Origin of the sequence: Devosia sp. (genome assembly GCF_034675085.1) — a bacterium.
GTDB lineage: Bacteria > Pseudomonadota > Alphaproteobacteria > Rhizobiales > Devosiaceae > Devosia.
The window spans coordinates 1-14,231 of sequence record NZ_JAUCDN010000054.1 but is presented as its reverse complement, the minus strand read 5'-3'; the positions used below and the strand labels follow the sequence as shown (position 1 = coordinate 14,231).

The following is a 14,231-nucleotide window of genomic DNA, read 5'->3' as shown; positions in this document are numbered from 1 at the left end:
TCGCGCTGCGGGGCAATGCGCTGCGCCAGCGGCGGCGCGACCTGCAGGTGGTCTTCCAGGATCCTTATTCCTCGCTCGATCCGCGCATGAAAATCCACGACGTGATCGCCGAGCCCCTGCGGATTGCCGGCAATTATTCGTCCCGGCGAGTGGATGAATTGCTGGAATATGTGGGTCTGACGCCCGAGGCGGGCCAACGGCGCTCGCCAGAGTTCTCCGGCGGCCAGCGCCAGCGCATCGCGATTGCCCGCTCGCTCGCTCTCAATCCCGACGTGCTCATTCTCGATGAGGCGGTCTCGGCGCTGGATGTGTCCATTCAGGCCCAGGTCATCAACCTGCTGATGACGCTGCAAAAGGAGATGGGGCTCACCTATGTGTTCATTTCGCACGATCTGTCGGTGGTCCGGCATATCTGCGACGATGTCATGGTGATGTATCTTGGCCGCGTCGTCGAAGAGGGGCCCACCGAGGGGGTATTCGACAATCCCTCCCACCCTTATACGCGCGCCCTGCTGGCGGCGATCCCGCAAATCGGCGGCAAGTCCAATGCCGAGGGCCTGATCGCCAAGGGGGAATTGCCCAACCCGATGAACCCGCCCTCCGGCTGCACCTTCCGGACCCGTTGCCCGCTGGCGGCCCCGATCTGCGCCGAAAAGGAGCCGGCCCTGAGCGGCCATGGCCAGCCCGATCACCGCGCCGCCTGCCACTTTGCGCAGGCTTGAGCTTGGTTCGCGGGATGGTGCAGGAATGGGCGGAGGACATCAAATGCCTCCGCCTGCCCATGCCGGCCTATGATGCCGTAAACGCCTGGATCCTGGGCGCTGCGAAGGGCCAGGTCGTCGTCGATACCGGCATGCCCGGACCCGAAACCGCCGCGCTCTGGGATGCCGCGCGCTTTGAGGGGCTGCTGCAAGACCTCGATTCGGTGCTCTGCACCCATGCCCATATCGACCACGTGGGGCAGGTGGGAGCCCTGGTTGCGGGGGGCCGGGTCCCCCTGTTCATGTCGCGACCGGAATATGCGGATGTCGTGCACCTGTCCGGCATGGATGCGCCGACGCGCCGCCGCCGAACGGACGACTTTCTGCTTGAAGGCGGTTTTTCCGCCGGAGGAGCGCTTTCGACCGCGGATTACTCCATTCTGGCGCCATTTCCAGGGACGGTGCGCTTTCTGGAAGATGGCGAGAAGATCACCCTGGCCGGCATCGAATTCGAGGTTCTTGTCGGCGGCGGCCATTCGCGCGCAGCGATCTGCCTGTTTTCCCGCGCGCGAAAGCTGCTGCTGAGCGGGGATCAAATTCTCGCCGGTTCGGGCCCGCAAATTTCCGTCCTGGCGGAACGCGCCGAAGACGACACGCTGGGCGCCTATCTCGCTTTTCTCGACCGCCTCGATGCCCTGCCCGACGATTTGATCGTGCTGCCGGGCCATAGCCGGCCGATCCATGACTTCAAGGCCCAAATCCGCCGTATCCGCGAAGGGCATCATGCTCGTCTGGCGCGCCTGAGCCAGGGCATAGCGGGTGCGATGAGCGCCGCGCAAATGGTGTCGCTGGCCTTCAGCGAGACGACAGCCCGCCGCATGCATGCCAGGCTGCCCTATCTGATGCGAGCCCTTACCAATTTTCTCGTCGCTCGGGGACGACTTTACGCCAGCCGCGAAGATGGGACGCTTGTCTTCTCCAGGCCGGGCTGAAAACGGCGCCGCCTCTCAGGCGGTCACTGCGGCGGCCGGCAAACATTATCTTATGACACTGCCACCAACTGCGGCTTTTGCCCTGGGTGGCCGTTGGGTAGCGTTCTTCGGCGATACTGGCCTGTTCCGGCATCGCGAGGCAAGGAGGGAAGAATGCTGCCAGCGACGAAAATAGTTGCCTGCGCCGCGCCTAGCGTCGGGCGCATCTCATGAGTGGGTTTCGATCGGAAAAATTCCATAGTTTCAGGGCGCTCGCGCCATATCTCCCAAAGAAGGAGGATGGCCGATGGAGGCCTTGACGGACGGAAGCATGCTGGCCGCGGCCGGCAATGCGCTCCTGATGATGCTGCAGTTTGAACGCCTGTTTTTCCTCTTTCTCGGGGTTGTAGTCGGCCTTGCCATCGGATTGCTGCCGGGTATCGGCGGACTGACGGGTTTTGCGCTGCTGGTGCCATTCACCTATACCATGGACCCGGTGGCGGCCCTCGGTATGCTCCTGGGGATGAGTTCGGTTGCTCACACCTCCGACACCCTCCCGGCCGTATTGCTTGGCGTTCCCGGTTCATCGGCCGCTCAGGCCACGGTAATGGACGGCTTCGTCATGGCGAAGAAAGGCGAGGCATCGCGGGCTCTGAGCGCCGCCTACACCGCTTCGCTCATTGGCGGGCTCTTCGGGGCATTGGTGCTGGCTTTCACTATTCCCATCGTGCGCCCGCTGGTGCTTGCGGTGGGCACGCCTGAATTGCTCGCGATCACTACGCTGGGTATTGCCATGGTCGCCTCGCTTTCGGGTAACGCGCCGCTGCGTGGGGTCACCATCGCCTGTTTCGGTATTCTGGTCAGCATGATCGGCGTCGACATGCAGACGGCGACCATGCGCTGGACCGGCACTGTGCTTTACCTGTGGGACGGCGTTCCGCTGATGCCGATCATGCTGGGCATTTTTGCCCTTCCCGAGCTTTGCGATCTCGCCATCCAGCGGACCGCCCTGGCACAGAATGTGCGCTACAAGCCCACCGAAGGGCTATGGGTCGGCGTCCGCGATGCGTTCCGGCATTATTGGCTGGTAATCCGTTGCAGCACCATCGGCGTGCTCATGGGCGCAACGCCCGGTGTCAGCGGCTCGGTGGTCGACTGGATGGCCTATGGCCACGCCCTGCGCAGTGAAAAGGGCGCCAAGGAAACCTTCGGCAAGGGCGACGTGCGAGGCGTCATCGCTCCGGAATCGGCGAACAACGCCCTCAATGGCGGCTCCCTGGTTCCCACATTGGCTTTCGGGATTCCGGCCAGCGCCGGCATGGCGATTTTCCTCGGCGCGATGATGGTGCACGGCTATGTGCCGGGGCCAGAAATGCTCACCAAACACCTCGATGTCACCTATTCGATGGTGTGGAGCATTGCGCTCGCCAATGTGTTCGCGACCATCCTGTGCATCGGGCTGAGCCTCTACCTCGCCCGCATCGCCACGCTGCGTTACACGCTGCTGCTGCCGGCCATCCTGGTCATCGTCTATGTGGGGGCGTTCCAGGGATCGTCCAGTTGGGGGGACCTGTTCGTGCTGCTCGTGTTCGGCCTGATTGGCTGGGCCATGAAGCGGCTGCGCTGGCCCCGCCCGCCGCTGATCCTGGGCCTGGTGCTGGGCGACCTGATCGAGCGCTATTTCGGTCTGTCGGTTCGCCTGTACGGCATGGAATGGCTGCTTCGGCCGGGCGTGATCCTCTTTCTGGGACTGTCGGCGCTTATTCTGTTCAGGCCGTTGCTTTCCGGCCTGCGGCAATCGGGTATCAAGACCTTGATGCCCCGAGGCCGGCCGATATTCAAGCTTGAGGACCTTTTCTACGTCTTCCTGCTGGTGATTGCCGTCGCCATGGTCTGGGCAGCCCAGCCCTGGCCCGCCGCGGCCCGCATCGGACCCACCACCGTGGGCGTGATCATGATCATCGGATGCGGCCTGAGCCTGCTCAATATCGCGATCGCTCGGGGGCGGGTGGCCGCGGGAAAAGAAGAGGGCGACACCGGCCTCTATATGGATATCGCCTCCGAATCCGACGGCATGAGCCGGTCGCTGACCCTGAGGCGCGCTGCCCAGTTCTTCGCCTGGTTCCTGGGCTTCATGGCGTCCATGGCGGTGATCGGCCTCATCCCCACGGTGCCGCTGATGGTGATTGCCTTCATGCGTATCGAGGGACGTGAAAGCTGGAAGCTGTGTATCGGCTATGCGGTGGTGCTGACGGCGTTTATCTATGTCGTCTTCGACCAGTTGATCCATGTGGCCTGGCCGACCACCTATCTGGGCCATGTCCTGCCTGAGCTGGCAAGGTTCGTTCCCTCGATGTGAGGGGCCGGCCTTCGGCATGAATCGAGCGGCCCGCCTGGTAAACAGGCGGGCCGTTTGTTTCCCGTTTCATCTGCCCGTTAAGCAGCTTTGGTCACGAAAAACGGCGCCTCATGGGCGCCGTTAAAAGTATTCCTCTGTGAGATTGGCTATTGGAGCAAAGCCATCAGGCTGGCGATCTCGGTCGTTTCGAAATTCTCCACCGCCGCCCGGATGCGCTGCGAGCGGTCCTGGGAGATGAAGGGGGCGGTGATGGTGGTGAATTTGCTGATAACGGCGTCCGGGCTGAGGCCCCGGTCGGGGAAGGAGTGGCCGGAATCGAACAGGCACTCTTCGGTCAGCACGGTGCCATCGGCGAGCGTGACGGCGATGCGTGCAGGCATGGCGCCGGGTGCGCGCCGGGCGAGGTCTTCGCTCACCTCCATCTGGGTGAGCTCGATCAGCCGGACGATATCCTCATGCTCCCACCGGCGGTCGCGATATTGATGGTCTCCCAGGGCGCCTTCCACCATGGCCACGGCCGGCAGGAAGGTGAAGCTGTGATCTGCCGCTTCGCGACTCCTGGGGTATTGCCGGTGAATCTCGGCCTGCTGCTTGCGGATCATCGGCAGGTCGGCCATCGTCACCACGATGCGGGTGATCTCGCCGAGGCGGTCCTTGATGCGGGTATGCAGGTTCAAAGCCGCTTCCACGGCGGCCTGCGCCGTGCCGATGCAGGCATAGGGCTTGATATTCGAGGTCATGATGAAGGGCGGCTCCGATACGGGCGCCCAAAGCCGTTCGAAATCCAGGGTGGGGTCGAATACCTGGTGCAGGCCGCCCCGATCGTTCAGCACTTCCAGCGGACCGGTCACGCCACGCTCGGCCAACATGGCCGTTTGAACGGCGCTCTGCGCGATCAGCGCATTGGCCAAATTCTTTACCTCCGACAGCTTGCCCCAGCGGACGATGGAGGGGGTGGAGCAGCGCATCGCCCCCATGGCCAGCGCGTTTGCCTGGGTCACCAGGTCGAAGCCGGCCAGTCGGCCATAAATGGCCGCGGCGATCAGCCCCGACACGCTGGTGCCATCCCAGGGCGACACGAAGGGCATGAGGGTGCGCAGGCGCCCGAACATTTCATAGGCCATGGCAATGGCCTCCATCGTCCTGGAGCCGGCAGCGTCCAGATATTCGGCGCAAGCCAGGACTACCGGCATGTTGTCGCTGCAATGGCCGGCGACGGATAGCTTGCCCTCCTTGATGAAATACTGGACGTCGTTGAAATCCAGCGCCCGTACCTGCGTACCGTTCATCAGGATCGCCGAGAGCAGCGAGGTCTTGTCCTTGCGTCCGATGACGGTGCAGCGGGGATTGCCGCCCAACTCATCGATGAGTTCGCCCACCCGCACTGAGGATTCTGCATCGCGCGCGGCAATGGCGACGCCCAGGGCATCAAGGATCAGCAGCTTGATTTGTGCGGCGATGCGAGGCTCGTTCCAGGCCGGGTCGGTTTCGAGCGTCCAGCGCGCCAGCTCCATTATCGGCCTGGATGCTTCCTCATAGCTGATGGCTGTCTTCTCACTCATGCTGGTCCCTTCGGTTCGGTGATGGCCGGGGCTCTTCGCCCCCTGCCGACTAGATCGGAAAATCAAGCCGTTTTCGCAAATCTGATTAGGCTGACCGACCATCGGAAAACCGTCAAACACAGGGCTTAGGCCCAGCTTACCGGTTTTCCGATAGTTCGCCGCAGCAATGGCATTTGTTTGGGCCCGGCGGTTCACGACAAGTATGGCCCCGGCAGGCGCGGCCCCGTGCGGCGCCCCGCCACAAGCGGAAAGGATAGGGACTATGTCGGACAAGATTGAATTGCGGACGCTCCTTGCCGAGAAGGAGTGGAACAGGCCCCTGCGCAGTGGGGCGCTGGCGTCGCGCCGCATTGAATTCGATTTCGTCGACGTGCCCAAGGTCACCGGCCAATTCAAGCCCATGGTGCGCGAACTCGCCTATGATTGCGGCGAGCTGGCCATTGTCACCTTTCTGCAGGCTCGTGCGGCCGGCAAGCCGCTGGTGCTGCTGCCTATCGTCGTCAATGGCGGCTTTCATCACAAGAGCTTCGCTTACAACGTCGCGCGCGGACCGCTGTCGCTCGATGGCCTGGCCGGCAAGCGTATCGGCGTGCGCACCTATTCCCAGACCACCGCCACCTGGGTGCGCGGCATTTTGCAGAACGACTATGGGGCGGACATGGAAGGGGTCACCTGGGTGACCTTCGAGGACGCTCACACCGCCGAATATCGCGACCCCGATAATTGCGAACGGGCCCGGCCCGGTCAGAAGCTGGTGCAGATGCTGCTCGATGGCGAACTCGATGGCGGTGTCATGGGCAGCGACATGCCAGACGATCCGCGCCTGCGCACCCTTATTGCCGACCCCGAGGGTGACGCCGCCGCCTGGGCTCGGAAATACGACGTCTACCCGATCAACCATATGTTCGTGGTCAGCAGGGAACTGTGCGAAAAAGATCCTGAATCCGTGCGTGAAATCCATCGGTTGCTGGTGGCTGCGCGGCAATTGAAGCCGGCCGGCTTTCCCATAGGTTTTGACGGCAATTGGAAGGCACTGGAACTGGTCGGCACCTATGCCTTCCAGCAGCGCCTGATTCCCCAGCCCGTTTCCGTGGACGAATTGTTCGCCGAGGCAGTCGCCGTTCTCGGGCGCTGACTCTCCCTTCCCCATTCCACTGGACCAGACCATGATTATCGATATTCACGGCCATTACACCACTGCCCCCCAGGGCCTGCTCGACTGGCGCGCGCAGCAGATCGCGGGGCTCGATGATCCGCATTATCGCCCCTCTAAGGGCATCCTCGATGTCAGCGACGACGATATTCGCCAATCCATCGAGAACAATCAGCTCAAGGCGCAGCGCGAGCGCCAGACCGATATCACCATTTTCTCGCCCTGGGCCGGCAAGATGGCGCATCACATCGGCAATGCCACCACCAGCGAGCATTGGTCGGCTCATTGCAACGACATGATCCACCGCGTCTGCAAGCTGTTTCCCGAGAACTTCGTCGGCGTCGGTCAACTGCCGCAATCACCCGGCGTCCGGCCGGACAATTGCCGTGCCGAAATGGAGCGCTGCGTCAACGAACTGGGTTTTGTCGGCTTCAATCTCAATCCCGACCCTACCGGAGGCTATTGGACCGATCCGCCGTTGACCGATCGCTGGTGGTATCCGCTTTATGAAAAACTGGTGGAGCTGGATGTGCCCGCCATGGTACATGTGGCGGCCTCCTGCAATCCCAATTTCCACGGCACAGGTGCCCATTACCTGGCGGCAGACACCGCCGCGTTCATGCAGTTGCTGACCTCCAGCCTGTTCAGGGATTTTCCGACTCTCAAGCTCATCATCCCGCATGGCGGGGGAGCGGTGCCCTATCACTGGGGACGGTATCGCGGCATCGCGCAGGACATGAACCTGCCGCCGCTGCCGGAGCTGCTGCTCAACAATGTATTTTTCGACACCTGCGTCTATCACCAGCCCGGCATCTCGCTGTTGACCGAAGTCATCCCGGTCAAGAACGTGCTGTTCGCCTCCGAGATGATCGGCGCCGTTCTCGGCATCGATCCGGAAACCGGCCATCACTACGACGATACCAAGCGGTACGTCGATGGAGTCGACTGGCTCAGCGACGCCGACCGGCATCTCATTTTCGAGGGCAATGCCCGCCGGGTCTATCCGCGCCTCGATGCGCAGCTCCGGGCAAGGGGGCTCTAGACATGGCCACGCTTCCCCGTCTCAACGGCATCATCCGTGCGCTCGAATCGGGCCAGCCGGCCTTCAGCAGCTTCGTCGCCCCCGATATCGGCAGCGCCCTCGCCGCCAGCACCTCTTCCTATGACGGCATCATCTTCGAGACTGAGCACAATCACTACGACATCGCGGGGCTGCGCGATGCGTTCCAGTATCTGCTTAATCGTGCCCAGATCGCGGCGTCGGGCTCGCTGGCGCCCGGCGTCACCCCGCTGGTGCGTATTCCTCCCAATGGCGGGGAAATGAACCAGTTTCTCGCCAAGCAGGTGCTCGACATCGGCGCCTATGGTGTCGTCTGGCCTCACATCAGCAATGCCGAGCAGGCCTATAATGCGGTCGGCGCCTGCCGCTATCCGCGCCCCCAGTCCAGCCCGCGTTTCGAGCCGGTCGGCATGCGCGGCGATGGACCTGGCCGGGCGCTGACTTATTGGGGCCTCGGCCGCCAGCAATATTACGCTCGGGCGGACGTCTGGCCACTGGCGCCGGAGGGCGAGATTTTCGTCATGCTCATGATCGAGGATGTCGAGGGACTCAATAATATCGACGATATCCTTGGCCGGGTGGATGGTATCGGTGCGGTGCTGATCGGGGAGGGCGATCTGAGCCAGGAACTGGGCCACCCGCGGGAATATGAGCATCCGCTGGTTCTCAAGGCCATGGCTCATATCGTTGCGGCCTGCAAGAGGCACGACGTGGTCGTGGGCCATCCCCATGTCGGCACACATAATGTCGAGCGGGTGCTGGATGAAGGCTATCGTTTCCTCATGACCGCGCCCGAATCGGTCGATCCGGCCCTGGTGCTGGGGCGCAGACTGGCAGGGCGATGAATGAGGGGCCGGTCGGTTACCGGCTCCGGCCCTGACGGCGCTTTTTATGTTGCGACAAGCGCTCGCTGGCCTGCTGGCGCAGGAATTGCAGGAATTCCTGCTGCAACCGTGTCGGTATCCAGCCCTTGCGAAGGGTGACCCCGATGGGCGCCGCCGGCTCGTCGATGACATAGTTTAGGGCGACCAGCGGATTTCCCAGGCGTTCCTCCAGCATCAGCTCCGAGCGGGTCAGGATGGCCATGCGGTTGCCGCTGGCGAGAAAGGCGAAGATCGTCGGCAGGGAGTGGGTTTCGATGGAATAATGCGCCGGCGCTCCATCCAGCAGCCGATTGACGATAGTCCGGCGATGGGCATCGCCGTGGGACATGATCCATTCCGACGTCACCAGATCGTCCAGCGTCACGTTCTGCTGACCGGCTAGGGGATGCTGGTGGCCCACGGCGATGACATAAGGATCATAGCCGAGGATTTCCTCGACCACGTCATCGACCGGCGGGGGGTTTTTCAGCAGCCCGACCAGGAAGTCGATCGAGCCTGAGCGCAGTTTGCCCAGCATCACGTCGTAGGAGCCGCTGAACAGGCTGACCTTGATGCGAGGATAGAGCGGCACGAACACGCTGAGCTCGTTGGCGATGAAGTGGCTGCCCGCCAGCATCAGGGCGCCCAGCAGCAGCCGGCCCTGCAACATGCCCTTGTGAAAGCGGATTTCCTGTTCGGCCGCCTCGAGTTCCTTGACCGCCAACTGCAAATTGGCGGCCAGCCGCGTGCCCGCCTCGTTGGTGGTCGCGCCCTGCGCCGTATTCCGGAACAGGCGTCGCCCGATATGCTGCTCGAGGCTGCGGGCGGACCGGTGCAGCGAGGTGATGGAAACCCCGGCATGACGCGCCGCCTGCGCGAAGGAGGTGTAGTCATTGACGGCGATCAGTGCCAGGATTTGCGATTTTGTGATCCTCCGGGCGATTGCCGCCGCCCCCGAGGGCAGCACCGAATCCTCCCCAAGTGCTTCCTGCACCGCATCGTCCATTCGGCTGAAGCAGGCTTCGGCGCGCTGGTGGAGGATTTCCCCCATCTCGGTGAGATATGAACCAGTGCGCTTGCGGGAGAACAGGGCCACATCCAGCTCCGCCTCCAGATTCTGCACCGCCTGAGTCACCGCCGATTGCGACCGCCGCAAGGTTTCCGAGGCTCGGGAAATGCTGCCCAGGCGAGCCGTTTCGCTGAAGGCGCGCAATTGGGTGAGGCTGGGAAAGAAGTAGCGCTGCGGGCTTTCCGCCCCTGCCTCGGCGCCGTTTGTCTTTCCGCCCATTGTCTCAGTTCCTCATAGGGGTGAAGGCCTGCCCGAGAGTGCTCCTTCCCTGTGCTTTTGAAAGCGGCGGCCATTGGCCGGAAGCGTGGTTGAACTAGACCATGGAAGGAAGGCTCCGATCAAGGCACGGGCCGGACCGCCCGGCGCCGATGATTGACAACTTATGGAACCAGACATTCATGCGATGAGAAGGGGCCGGGGCCGGCGTCTACGATGCGGCGTAGTTTTCGCCATTCAGGACTCGGCATGATGAACAGCCCGATTATCGACATCCATCCGCATGTGGTTTCGCCCGACACGGATCGTTATCCCGTCACGCCGCTTCTCGGCGTCCGCTCGGATTGGTCGCATAAGCGTTCGGTAACCGTCGAAACGCTGGTCGAAAGCATGGACGCCGCCGGGGTGGAGCGGGCCGCCGTAGTACACTCATCGACCACCTATGGCTTCGATTGCAGCTATCTGGCCGATTCGGTTGAGCGGTTCTCGGACCGGCTGACCGGCGTTTTCTCGGTCAACGTGCTCGAGCCCGATGCCCCCTCGAACATGCGGCGATGGGTTTCGCGAGGATGCACCGGCATGCGCATCTTCGTTCGCGGCAGCACTATCAAGGATCCGTGGCTCGCGATCGATGATCCGCGCATTTTTCCCTGCTATCAGCTGGCGGGCGAGCTGGGCCTCTCTGTGGCCAATAACGTCACGGAGGCGTCTTTCGATCAGCTCGAGAATTTGCTGACGCGCTTTCCCGGTGTCAATTTCATCCTCGATCATCTGGGCAGCGTCGATTTTAGCGATGGCCCACCCTACAACAAGGCCAATCCGCTCTGGCGATTGGCCCGCTTCCCCAATCTTTTTCTCAAGATCGCAACCCGTAATTTCCGCGAAGCGGCCGAAGGCAGCTCGACCGCGCAACAGGTATGCGAGCGCCTGGTGTCCGAATTCGGTGCTGATCGTATCGCCTGGGGGTCGAATTTCCCGGCCACCGCCGGCAGCCTCGGCGAATTGCTCGATGTGGCCCGCCAGAGTCTCTCCTCGCTTTCAGAAGGCGACAGGGCGTGGATTCTGGGCCGCACGGCCCTGCGGCTCTTTCCATCCCTGGCCTGAGCTTCGCGCCGGAGGTCGCCTCGGCCTCCGGCATCTTCATACCGCCAGATTCTCTCCGGGCGGCAGGGTTTGTCGCTCCAATGCCGGAAAAACCATGACATTGCAGCCCAAAGGCCCCCCGCTTACGCAAGACAACGAAACCCTGCCATTGCGGCCCTCGCACAGAAGCGACATTTTCTGGCTCTGCCTCAGGATCGGAGCGCTCAGTTTCGGCGGAGCGGTCGTCGCATGGCTGAACCGGGAAATGGTACAGCGGCGCCGCTGGATGTCGGATAACGATTTCTTCAAGGACCTGTCGGCGGCCCGCATGCTGCCGGGAACCACCGCCGCCAATATCGTCGCCTTTCTGGGCTATCGCCTGCATGGTGTGCGGGGGGCGGTGATCGGTCTGGTAGGTCTGTTGATCGGGCCGCTGCTCATCACCCTGTTGATTGCCTATGGCTATGATCACCTCAAGGGTCCCATCTTCGATGGGGCGCTCGAAGGAGGCGCCGCCGCCGCCATCGGCCCTTTCGCGCAACTGGCCCTCAGGAGCGTCGGCAATGCGGGCTTCGCCTGGTATGCGCTGGTAGTGATGGCGGGTTGCGCCGGCGCCGCGATTGCCGGCATGACCCTGGTCGGCACCGTCGTTTGCGGCATTCTTGTGAGCTTCACGCTTGTCAGCCGGTTCGGAGGCGAGAATGCCTGACCGCTTCGCCCTGCTAACCGATCTTGCAGCCGTTTTTACCCCGCTATCGCTCACCGCATTCGGTGGCGGTATGGCCGTGATCTCGGAAATCCGCAATCAGACCGTGGATATGCATGCCTGGGTCAGCCCGGCGCAGTTTCTTGCCCTGTTCGCCATTGCGCGCGGCGCGCCAGGGCCGGGTTCGATGATGCTTGCCACCATGATCGGCTGGCAGGTCATGGGGCCCTGGGGCGCGGTTGTGGCGACGCTGGCGATGTTCCTGCCCTCCACCGCCTTTTCCATTGGGGTGGCCGTGGCCTGGAAGCGTTATCGCGATCGTCTCTTCGTCAAACGCCTGGAAAGGGCGCTGCTGCCCATCGGGGCGGGATTGCTGCTGGCCGGCCTGGCCAGTCTGATCCGGCTTACATCGGTGAGTTGGGTGCTACTGGCCATCGCTCTCATGTCCTCGGTGGTCTGCATCCTGCGCCCCTCCATCCATCCTATGGGCGTTATCGGCGTGGGCGCGCTCATCAATCTGGGAGCGATGCTGCTGCCATGATGAAAGCCCTCCGGCTGCTGGACCGGAGGGCTTTCGCTTTTCAGAGAGGACCGGGAAGGCCGACTATTCGGCTTTCAGCAGATTAGCGACATCGACGATCACCGATTCCGGAGTTTCATAGAGACTGTCGATGATGCGCTTGACCTCGTCGCCGGAGATGGGGTCCACCGTCGATTGCATCTTCGCCATCAGGGCCAGGAATTCGGGGTCGGCCGCGGCGTCATCGAAAGCCTTTTTGAGCGCTTCCAGCCGGTCGGCCGGCACCTTGCTGGAGACCGCGAGCGGGCGTGAGGCTTCCAAAGGGGCGAGCATGAAATTGGCCAGGGCGAGCACGGCCGGATCGTCCGAAAACTCCATGATGTTGGGCACGTCCGGCAAAATATCGCTGCGCTCCACGCCGAGTTGCATCGGCACCTTTATCGTGCCGTCGGCAAACCAGGCCGCTTCATTGCCCGAGGTGAGGTTGTTGTCGGTCACCAGGCGGCCCTTCACCTCGCCGCGTTCAATGGCCAGCGCCAGCGCCTCGTTGCCCTCATAGCCGGCGACGATATCGAACTTGGTGCCGAAATAGTCGTTCATCATCGCCGCAAGCGTGCGGTTCTCGTTGGCAAAGCCGGTTGCGCCGATCCGCACCGGCGTGGTGAACAGGTCTTCGGCATTCTCGATCGGAGCGTCGTTCCAGAGAATGACGGTATATTTTTCCTTGGCCAGGCTCCCCAGCCAGCTCACCTCTCGCGGATCGAAGGTGGTGCTGTCCTTGTTGATGAGGGGCAGGTAGAAATTATTGCGTTGAAGCAGAGCGACGTTGAGGCCGTCGGCCGGCAGCGTGTTTTGCAGTTGAACGGCAGTGACCATACCGCCCGCTCCGGGCTGGTTGGTCACCACGATCTTGGGGCTGCCCGGCAGGTGGCGGGCAAAATAGGGCGCAAAGGAGCGCGCGAAGAAGTCCGCCGCGCCCCCCGGAGCCGCCGACACGATCAGGTTGACCGTGTTGGCGCCGTAAAACTCTTCAGCCGTCTGCGCCTGTGCTCCCGCGATGGTTGCGGAGGCCAGCCCCACGGCCAGGCTAGTTGCCTTGAGGAACTTGTTGATGTGCATATTCTCTCCCTTGGTGTCCCGATAGCAGTCTTGAGCTCGAGGCGATCCGAACGAACTGGCCGGCGGTCGCCTATGTTCTTCAGCGCTTGCCGCCGACGCAACCTCGTCCGGTGCAGCGCATGTTCCAGACTGACCTATCCGCGCAGGCCTGAGAACGCAGCGGACGAGAATCTGATGATGCTTGCCGCTCTTCCGATGTAACCGCAAAGCCAGCACCGGATCGTCCCGCGCCGCCGCGAAAATCCGATGGCCCCCCGCAGCGATCCGATTATCCGGAAGGGCGCGTCGCCTCTAGGGTGCGCCGAAGTTCAGGGCGGCAAAAAGGCGGGAGCAGATGGCTTCGAAATACACGATTTCCATACGCAGCAACGGGCAAACTGCGGCCCTCAAAAAGGGTGATGTCACTGTTCCAGGCGTCGGGCTCGAATTTGTCGAGGTGGTTCCCCAGATCGTCGCCTTTCGGCGCATGGTGCGCGCGCTGGAATTCGATATCTGTGAACTGGCTTCCACCACTTATTTCATTGCCCGCAATCATGGGCGCAGGTTCAAGGCGATCCCCATATTCTTCGGCCGCCAGTTCCACCATTCCGGTATTAGGGTGCGGCCCGACGCCGGTATCGAATCCCCGCGTGACCTGGAGGGGCGCGATGTTGGCGTGCGCGCCTATTCCGTCACCACCGGCGTTTGGACGCGCGGGGTCTTGCAGGATGAGTTCGGGCTCGATGCCTCCCGTGTGCGCTGGCACGTCAACGACGAAGAACACGTCGAGGAACTGGTGCTTCCCCCAAATGTCGTGCGGTGCCCGCCGGGCACTTCCCTTGCAGAGAAAATGCAGCGTGGCGAGGGGGT

General features: G+C 62.5%; 12 protein-coding genes and 1 pseudogene. 10 read left to right on the top strand and 3 right to left on the bottom strand.

Translation table 11 applies throughout. The features are described 5' to 3' along the window. From VDP82_RS05525 to VDP82_RS05515, 3 genes are all read left to right on the top strand, one after another. Positions 1–722 (top strand): oligopeptide/dipeptide ABC transporter ATP-binding protein (locus VDP82_RS05525; protein ID WP_323013846.1); only part of this gene is annotated, 722 nt, incomplete at its 5' end. Then, positions 719–1,693, top strand: coding sequence for an MBL fold metallo-hydrolase (locus tag VDP82_RS05520; RefSeq protein ID WP_323013845.1), 975 nt, complete (start codon positions 719–721; stop codon positions 1,691–1,693). The genes VDP82_RS05525 and VDP82_RS05520, both read left to right, overlap by 4 nt. Before the next feature lie 310 nt (positions 1,694–2,003). Beyond that, complete coding sequence (locus VDP82_RS05515) at positions 2,004–4,031, top strand: tripartite tricarboxylate transporter permease (RefSeq protein WP_323013844.1); 2,028 nt, start codon at positions 2,004–2,006, stop codon at positions 4,029–4,031. Between the two features lie 146 nt (positions 4,032–4,177). Here VDP82_RS05515 and VDP82_RS05510 read toward each other — a convergent pair whose 3' ends face one another. Beyond that, on the bottom strand, positions 4,178–5,593 hold the full coding sequence (locus VDP82_RS05510; RefSeq protein WP_323013843.1) for an MmgE/PrpD family protein: 1,416 nt from the start codon (positions 5,591–5,593) through the stop codon (positions 4,178–4,180). A gap of 262 nt (positions 5,594–5,855) precedes the next feature. Here VDP82_RS05510 and VDP82_RS05505 point away from each other — a divergent pair, with 262 nt between their 5' ends. Genes VDP82_RS05505 through VDP82_RS05495 form a run of 3 tightly spaced genes read left to right on the top strand, consistent with a single transcriptional unit; the run spans position 5,856 to position 8,651 of the window. Beyond that, positions 5,856–6,728, top strand: a complete 873-nt coding sequence (locus VDP82_RS05505; protein ID WP_323013842.1) for a phosphate ABC transporter substrate-binding protein — start codon at positions 5,856–5,858, stop codon at positions 6,726–6,728. A 31-nt stretch (positions 6,729–6,759) separates the two neighbouring features. Next, complete coding sequence (locus VDP82_RS05500; RefSeq protein WP_323013841.1) at positions 6,760–7,788, top strand: amidohydrolase family protein; 1,029 nt, start codon at positions 6,760–6,762, stop codon at positions 7,786–7,788. A 2-nt stretch (positions 7,789–7,790) separates the two neighbouring features. Further along, a complete protein-coding gene (locus tag VDP82_RS05495) occupies positions 7,791–8,651 on the top strand; it encodes an HpcH/HpaI aldolase family protein (RefSeq protein ID WP_323013840.1) in 861 nt (286 codons plus the stop codon). A 16-nt stretch (positions 8,652–8,667) separates the two neighbouring features. Here the strand turns inward: VDP82_RS05495 and VDP82_RS05490 are convergent, their stop codons facing one another. Further along, positions 8,668–9,957: a LysR substrate-binding domain-containing protein gene (locus VDP82_RS05490; RefSeq protein WP_323013839.1), complete on the bottom strand. Its 1,290-nt coding sequence runs from the start codon at positions 9,955–9,957 to the stop codon at positions 8,668–8,670. A 249-nt stretch (positions 9,958–10,206) separates the two neighbouring features. Here VDP82_RS05490 and VDP82_RS05485 point away from each other — a divergent pair, with 249 nt between their 5' ends. From VDP82_RS05485 to VDP82_RS05475, 3 genes are read left to right on the top strand one after another with little or no spacing between them, the layout of a single operon-like run. Beyond that, positions 10,207–11,058, top strand: coding sequence for an amidohydrolase family protein (locus tag VDP82_RS05485; RefSeq protein ID WP_323013838.1), 852 nt, complete (start codon positions 10,207–10,209; stop codon positions 11,056–11,058). After that, positions 10,964–11,746: a chromate transporter gene (locus VDP82_RS05480; protein WP_323013847.1), complete on the top strand. Its 783-nt coding sequence runs from the start codon at positions 10,964–10,966 to the stop codon at positions 11,744–11,746. Before VDP82_RS05485 ends, VDP82_RS05480 begins: the two co-directional genes overlap by 95 nt. Continuing rightward, positions 11,739–12,284 (top strand): chromate transporter, encoded by a 546-nt coding sequence (locus tag VDP82_RS05475; protein ID WP_323013837.1) that lies wholly within the window; start codon positions 11,739–11,741, stop codon positions 12,282–12,284. The genes VDP82_RS05480 and VDP82_RS05475 overlap by 8 nt, the downstream gene beginning before the upstream one ends. 63 nt (positions 12,285–12,347) lie before the next feature. On the opposite strand, the gene VDP82_RS05470 is transcribed toward VDP82_RS05475, so the two are convergent. Further along, positions 12,348–13,382, bottom strand: coding sequence for a Bug family tripartite tricarboxylate transporter substrate binding protein (locus VDP82_RS05470; protein WP_323013836.1), 1,035 nt, complete (start codon positions 13,380–13,382; stop codon positions 12,348–12,350). 334 nt (positions 13,383–13,716) lie between these two features. Between VDP82_RS05470 and VDP82_RS05465 the strand changes: the two are divergent. After that, positions 13,717–14,231 (top strand): annotated as a pseudogene (locus VDP82_RS05465) (ABC transporter substrate-binding protein); the annotation flags it as partial.

Coding starts and splice junctions, on each gene's coding strand:
- VDP82_RS05515 (WP_323013844.1), top strand. CDS start 2,004: ATGCTGGCCGCGGCCGGCAATGCGCTCCTGATGATGCTGCAGTTTGAA.
- VDP82_RS05510 (WP_323013843.1), bottom strand. CDS start 5,593: ATGAGTGAGAAGACAGCCATCAGCTATGAGGAAGCATCCAGGCCGATA.
- VDP82_RS05505 (WP_323013842.1), top strand. CDS start 5,856: ATGTCGGACAAGATTGAATTGCGGACGCTCCTTGCCGAGAAGGAGTGG.
- VDP82_RS05500 (WP_323013841.1), top strand. CDS start 6,760: ATGATTATCGATATTCACGGCCATTACACCACTGCCCCCCAGGGCCTG.
- VDP82_RS05495 (WP_323013840.1), top strand. CDS start 7,791: ATGGCCACGCTTCCCCGTCTCAACGGCATCATCCGTGCGCTCGAATCG.
- VDP82_RS05490 (WP_323013839.1), bottom strand. CDS start 9,957: ATGGGCGGAAAGACAAACGGCGCCGAGGCAGGGGCGGAAAGCCCGCAG.
- VDP82_RS05485 (WP_323013838.1), top strand. CDS start 10,207: ATGAACAGCCCGATTATCGACATCCATCCGCATGTGGTTTCGCCCGAC.
- VDP82_RS05480 (WP_323013847.1), top strand. CDS start 10,964: ATGTGGCCCGCCAGAGTCTCTCCTCGCTTTCAGAAGGCGACAGGGCGT.
- VDP82_RS05475 (WP_323013837.1), top strand. CDS start 11,739: ATGCCTGACCGCTTCGCCCTGCTAACCGATCTTGCAGCCGTTTTTACC.
- VDP82_RS05470 (WP_323013836.1), bottom strand. CDS start 13,382: ATGCACATCAACAAGTTCCTCAAGGCAACTAGCCTGGCCGTGGGGCTG.